This is a genomic window from Fibrobacter sp. (assembly GCF_045112255.1).
Classification (GTDB): domain Bacteria; phylum Fibrobacterota; class Fibrobacteria; order Fibrobacterales; family Fibrobacteraceae; genus Fibrobacter.
In genome coordinates this window covers 24,015-30,144 of the sequence record NZ_JBGUHR010000074.1, presented here as the reverse complement: position 1 = coordinate 30,144, position 6,130 = coordinate 24,015, and the positions used below count along the sequence as shown (strand labels likewise).

2 protein-coding genes are annotated in these 6,130 nt (G+C 50.2%); both read right to left on the bottom strand.

The features are described from left to right. Window positions 1-279: 279 nt before the first annotated feature. Complete coding sequence (locus ACJMM9_RS10580) at window positions 280-3,753, bottom strand: glycoside hydrolase family 2 TIM barrel-domain containing protein (RefSeq protein WP_405326581.1); 3,474 nt, start codon at window positions 3,751-3,753, stop codon at window positions 280-282. A 301-nt stretch (window positions 3,754-4,054) separates the two neighbouring features. Next, window positions 4,055-6,118, bottom strand: a complete 2,064-nt coding sequence (locus ACJMM9_RS10575; RefSeq protein ID WP_405326578.1) for a family 43 glycosylhydrolase — start codon at window positions 6,116-6,118, stop codon at window positions 4,055-4,057. Window positions 6,119-6,130: the final 12 nt, after the last annotated feature.

Here is a 6,130-nt window from a genome sequence, read left to right as displayed (position 1 = left end):
AATGTACGTCATGCGGGCGGGGCCCCAGCTCGGAGTTGCGAAGGCCGCACGGGCCCCTCCCTGCACCCTCCCCATCCTTGGCCGACGCTTTCATTCTCTCGACGTTTTATTATCATCATCAAATTGTTTAATAGTTTTCTCGCTTACAATATTATTAATAGATTCTTCGCTACGCTCAGAATGACGAGAATGGAATTTCAGAATGACGAGGGCATAAAAAAAGTCATCGCGAGGCGTTGGAGAGCACCTCGCGATGACAGTTCTTCAATCGACTATTTCTTACTTCTTGACGGTGATGCGGAAGGACTGGCCACCGTTTTTAGACTTCACGATATACACACCAGAGTTCTTGACGAGTCCTGCCGTGAGTGCGTGGAGATCTTCGACACCGCGAGTTGCGAATGCGCCAACCTTCTTGCCCTGAGCATCAAAGACATTGTAGTTCTTTTCGGCCACAACAAGGTCACGAATCTTGCCCGGGAGCGCCACCGGATTTTCCGGATCTTTATTGAGCGTTGTCGGATCCACCTTGCCCTTGTCGTTACCGTAGATATCCGGAATCGGAGCTGCCGGCAAATCATTCCAACCAAAGTTCGTGAAACCGAGAAGCGAGTATTCAGTCGGATCGTTCAACTTCTGGCGAATCGGAGCAATGCGGAACTTGTGAGAGTATTCGCGATTGGCATTCAAGCGATATGCAGGCATAGGTTCTGCACCCCAGGAGTTGATACCGCCGAGACCCATCTGGTGCAAGTCTACGCGAAGCGTGATGTCCTTGTCGCGCTTGAGTTCCCACGGGAGCTTCACGTCGGTGAGCTGTTCCGGAGTGTAATGCTGAGCGCTGAATTCCATACGCGGGTTACCCACAATCATAAGGCCCTTGCCCGTCTTTTCGTTCGTGAGCGTAGCCCACTTCACATCGGTACGCTGACCCGTTTCACCAATTTCCATGTACATGACCGTCATAGAATCAGCGTAGGTGGAATAGAGGCCCATGAAGCTACCGCGATTACGACCGATGTAGTTTTCATCCGGGCCGCGACCAAAGTAACGGACCTTTTCATAGCCGCCCGGCACAGTAAAGAGCGTACCGACGTTCGGGATGTAGCTCTTGGAACCATCCGGATTAAACGTGTATTCCACAACGATATCGCCGCTGCCGTAAACCGTGTAAGTCAGTTTCATGCGAGAGCTGCCCACATCTGGGAAGCTGAAATTGAACGTCACCTGCGTTTCACGGGCAGAAACTTCCTTGACTTCAGAAGTCACAGAGCGGTTCTTGCTAGCCTTGCGCCATTCGCCATGGCCACGTTCCATATTGAAGCCCTTGTCGTTATCGGTCGGGGCGCGCCAGAAGTTCGGACGGCCACCATCCTTGATGATCGTATCGCCATCGAGAACGTAGCTAGCGAGCAAACCGGTCTTTTCATCAAAGCGGATCTTGAAATCCTTGCCTTCAATCGTAAGGCCATTGTTCTTGGAAACCTTGTGGGCATCAAGAGAGCTGATATCCACTTCAGTAGACCAGAGCTGACCCAAGTCAATGCCGAACTGTTCGTGACCAACGCTAAAACCAGAATTTGCCCAGAGTTCATCCTTTTTGAGGCGGAAATCGATGTCGAGGTGGTATTCAGCACCAATCGTCGTTTCAATCTTCGGCATATCAATCGTCACGGTCTTCTTTTCGTTCGGACCGATGTTCATCTGAGATCCGTCAATTTTGCCCTTATGAATGACCTTGCCGTTTTCACGAATTTCCCAGAAAGCATCGAGGAAGTCGCCGAGGTTCTTGTAGAGGTAACGGCTCTGGATTTCAATTTTGCCCTTGGCGGCATCGATGTTCTTTACGCGAATTTGGCTATACTGGTATTTGACTTCCCACATTTCCGGCTGGATTTTACGGTCAGGGAACACGAGGCCGTTAGCGCAGAAGTTATCGTCGTTCTGCCAGTCACCCCACATGCCACCGAATTCGAAATACGGAGTGCCCTTGTGACGGAGACCCTGGTCGATGAAGTCCCAAATGAAACCACCGAAGGAACGCGGGTTGCCGTAGAAGGCATCCATGTATTCCTGCAAGTCACCCACGGAGTTACCCATTGCATGTTCGTATTCGCACAACATAATCGGTTTGTTTGCATCCTTGTAGTTTGCAACAGCATCCGGGCCAAAGTACATCCAGCTGTTCACATCAGCATTGTTCCAGTCGCCTTCGTAATGGACAAAGCGCGTGGAGTCAATAGCGTGTGCGCGTTCACGTTCAGAAGCAAATACGTTACCGTTACCCGCTTCGTTACCGAGAGACCAGAGAATGATAGACGGATGGTTCTTGTCACGCTGCACCATGGAATTCATGCGATCCACAGCCGGAGCGCGCCAGTCATCACTATTCTTCGGAAGGTCATTATTTGCACCATGGCTTTCGACGTTCGCTTCGTCAATGACGTAGATACCATACTTATCGCAAAGATCGTACATCATCGGATTGTTCGGATAGTGAGACATACGGAGCGCGTTGATGTTGAAACGCTTCATGAGAATAATGTCTTTTTCCATGCGTTCGTAAGTCACTGCACGTCCGTTATCCGGATCAAGTTCGTGACGGTCCACGCCGTGGAACTTCACCGGCATTCCGTTTACATACAAACGTGGAGCGCCGTTATCTTTCTTGATTTCAATCTTCCTAAAACCGATCTTGTTACTTTCAACCTGAAGAATCTTGCCGTCAGCATCCTTGAACGTGAGCACTGCGGTATAGAGGTCCGGCGTTTCAGCAGACCAGCGCTTCGGAGAAGAATACGGAATTTCGAAGTGGACGCTCTTTTCACCGCCCTTCGAGCCAATGCCAGACACCTTCTGGGAAGTCGGCTTGATGACTTCGGCACCGGAAGCATCGTACAAGGAAAGTTCTACAGAATAAGCACCCGATTCCTTATCGGTCGAGTTGTAGATCCAGGCGGTCGTCTTCAAGAGACCATCTTTATAGCCATTCGTGAGAGTCGCATCAATCTGGAAGTCCTGAATGTGGACCTGCGGCACAGCGTAGATATACACATCGCGCATAATGCCGGAAAGACGGATGAAGTCCTGGTCTTCGAGCCAAGAGCCGTCACACCAGCGGAACACCTGCACGGAGATGTTGTTTTCGCCCTTACGGAGGTACTTATTGATATCGAATTCGTGGCCCGTGAAAGAGTCTTCACTATAGCCAACGTAATTGCCGTTCACCCAGACATAGTAAGCGGATTCGACACCTTCGAAGTGCAAACGGATGCGCTTGCCATCCCAGTTTTCGGGAACCGTGAACGTACGGCGATAATGACCGACCGGGTTAAAATCCGTCGGAGCATACGGTGCAGAAACGCGGTTATTCTGGGACCACGGATAAATGACGTTCGTGTAAATCGGATGGTCATAGCCCAAGAGCTGCCAAGAACTCGGGACCTTGATGTTATCCCACTTGGACACATCGTAATTATCCTTGTAAAAATCATTGTTGCGCTGAGCAGGTTTTTCGACATGGTAGAATTTCCATGTACCCGAAAGCGTCTGATACCATTCCGAAGCGTGGCGGTCGCCCTTCACAGCTTCTTCAACAGTCGAATAAGGCATCGACGTGACGTGCGGCGTAAGCGTGTTCACGCCAAAAATTCTCGGCTTGCCATTCCACTCGTCATTGGGTTGAGCAAAAACAGAAGCTGCCAAAACCAAACCGGCAGAAATTGTCAAAGACAAAGTAGATCCGAACTTCATAGAGTCCTCCCGTTCATATTCCTAAACAAAAAAATACCCTCAAATACAAGATTTTTTTCATTAAAAAAACAATGTTCTGTGGACATTTTATCAAAGGTCGAACGCGCTGGAATGCCTTTGTTTACTGCGATTTGGAATGTTCTAATTTGAGGTATTAAGACTTTTTATGACAATAAAAATGGCGGCCCGGAGGTCGCCATTTTGGAATGTTACTGGATCCTTCGCTACGAGGCTACGCCTCTTCGCTCAGGATGACGCGGTCGCTAACGGGTTCAGGATGACGCACTCGTCAACGCAGTCGTTACTTCACGAGAACGCGGAAGGTCTTGGAGTGGCCGAGGCTACGGACCATGTAGACGCCCGGAACAAAGCCAGCGGAACGGATGGACTTCGCAACACTCTGACCGTTGACTTCGACGTTGCCGAGGAACTTGCCCGTCATGCCAAAGACAGCGTAAATCTTCTCAGGAATCTGGAGTTCGACGCGAGGGCTACGGATCGAGACTTTGTCTTCACAATCGAAGCCCATGCAGAACTTGAACCAGTCTACATTCACGTAGTTGCCAACAATCTGCATCTTGAGCACATGTTCGCCCTTCGGAATTTCTTTTGTCTGCACCTTGACTTCGCTATACGTGTCCCAATTTTCACCTTGCGGAGCCTTGATGACATCGGTGATTTCCTTGTCATCAATGAAGAACTGGACTCCGACATCTTCAGAAGCCGTTGCCACGTTCAAAACGAGCGTATATTCCGAAGCAATCTGGTTATCGATCGTGTATTCTACCCATTCGCCATCTTCGGTGTAACCGAGAGCATAGCCCTTAGACTTGTCGGTAGAATCAATTTGCACAATGTCCACTTCATCTTCGCGGTAGGCGCCGCCCTTGTTTTCGCGGTCGTTATCGTAGAAGGCCTTATTGTGGCCGCCGACATCGTAATCTTCAGCTTCGATCTTGCCCGGAATAGCAGATGCGACTTCCTTGAACGGGGTCTGCGGAATGGCAGTCTTTTCGCTTTCCATGTACCAGTAGTCGAAATCGAAACCACCCTGCTTGACGACGAAGAACAAGTCTTCAACGCCTGCGGCATCCTTCAGGTCGAAGGTATTTTCTTGCCAGCTGGAGCTTGCCGGGATGTTCATCGTTGCAAGTGTTGCACCCGTTTCGGACTTGGCGTGGAGTTCAATCTTGCCGCCATTGCCTCTTGTGCAAACGATAATGCGATCAGCGCCATCGCCCATGTCCACAGAGCGAACCTTTGTATAGAAGTTCGAACCCATGTTCGTGAGGTAGACGTTATCGCCCTGCTTTGCCACATGCTTGATGATGGTGTATCCACCGCTCTTGTCCACGTTGATGCCACCCACCCAAGACTTGGTTTCGGCTTCAACACGTTCGAACGGATCAAGATTCTTGATAGGTTTCTTGACGCCGTCATTCGTAGACTTAATGGCCGGAATAGTACCGTCTGCATTCCAGGTGAATTCTTCGACTGCGGTAGAACGGCTATAGCCACCGCCACTCACATTCTTCTGGTTGTGATAGAAGAAGAAGCTGCGCCCCTTGAAATCAATGAGGCCGGAGTGGTTCGTGAATGCCGTGTTGTTGCCCTGATCCATGATGATGCCGCCCCAAGACCACGGACCCGTCGGAGAATCACTAGTGGAGTACGAAATCTTTTCAGGCACACCATGGGAGGCGTAAATCATGTAATACTTCTTGCCACGCTTGTGGATCCACGGACCTTCAGTGTACACTGAGTTCCCATTCGGAGAGAAACCTCGACTCATATCCGTCACCTGAATCTGTCCGTCAAACTCAATCATGTTCTCTTTGAGCTTGGCGTAATAGAGCTTCGGGTTACCCCAGTAGAGCCATGCCTGGCCATCATCGTCAATCCATACAGTCGGGTCAATGTAATCCCAGTTCGGCCCAGCGAGATGCTTGCCGTTGAGCGCATCCTTAAACGGACCTTCGGGTTTGTCGGCAACAGCGACGTTAATGGCGCGACCACTGCGAGTCGATTCCACGGTCACGTAGTAATAATATTTGCCATTGCGACGAATGACCTGAGCGGCCCAGTCGCCATTTGCCTTTGCACTGCCGTTAAAGTCGGCATGGGAAAGAATAAGTTCGCCCTTATCGGTCCAGTTCACCATATCGGTAGAGCAAGAGACTCGCCAACCGTGCATGGTAAAGAAGGAACCACCTTCGTCGTTACCCGTGTACACGCAGACGGTGTCGCCAAACACGACCGGAGCCGGGTCTGGCGAATAGTACGTCTGGAAAATCGGATTTTCAGCGAGTGCATTGGACACCAAACCAAGTCCGAATGCGAGAAGTATTTTACTTGTCATCTTCATAGTTCACCCCAT

Excerpts from the sequence above, each read along its gene's own strand:
- ACJMM9_RS10580 (WP_405326581.1), bottom strand. The coding sequence starts at position 3,753 with ATGAAGTTCGGATCTACTTTGTCTTTGACAATTTCTGCCGGTTTGGTT.
- ACJMM9_RS10575 (WP_405326578.1), bottom strand. The coding sequence starts at position 6,118 with ATGAAGATGACAAGTAAAATACTTCTCGCATTCGGACTTGGTTTGGTG.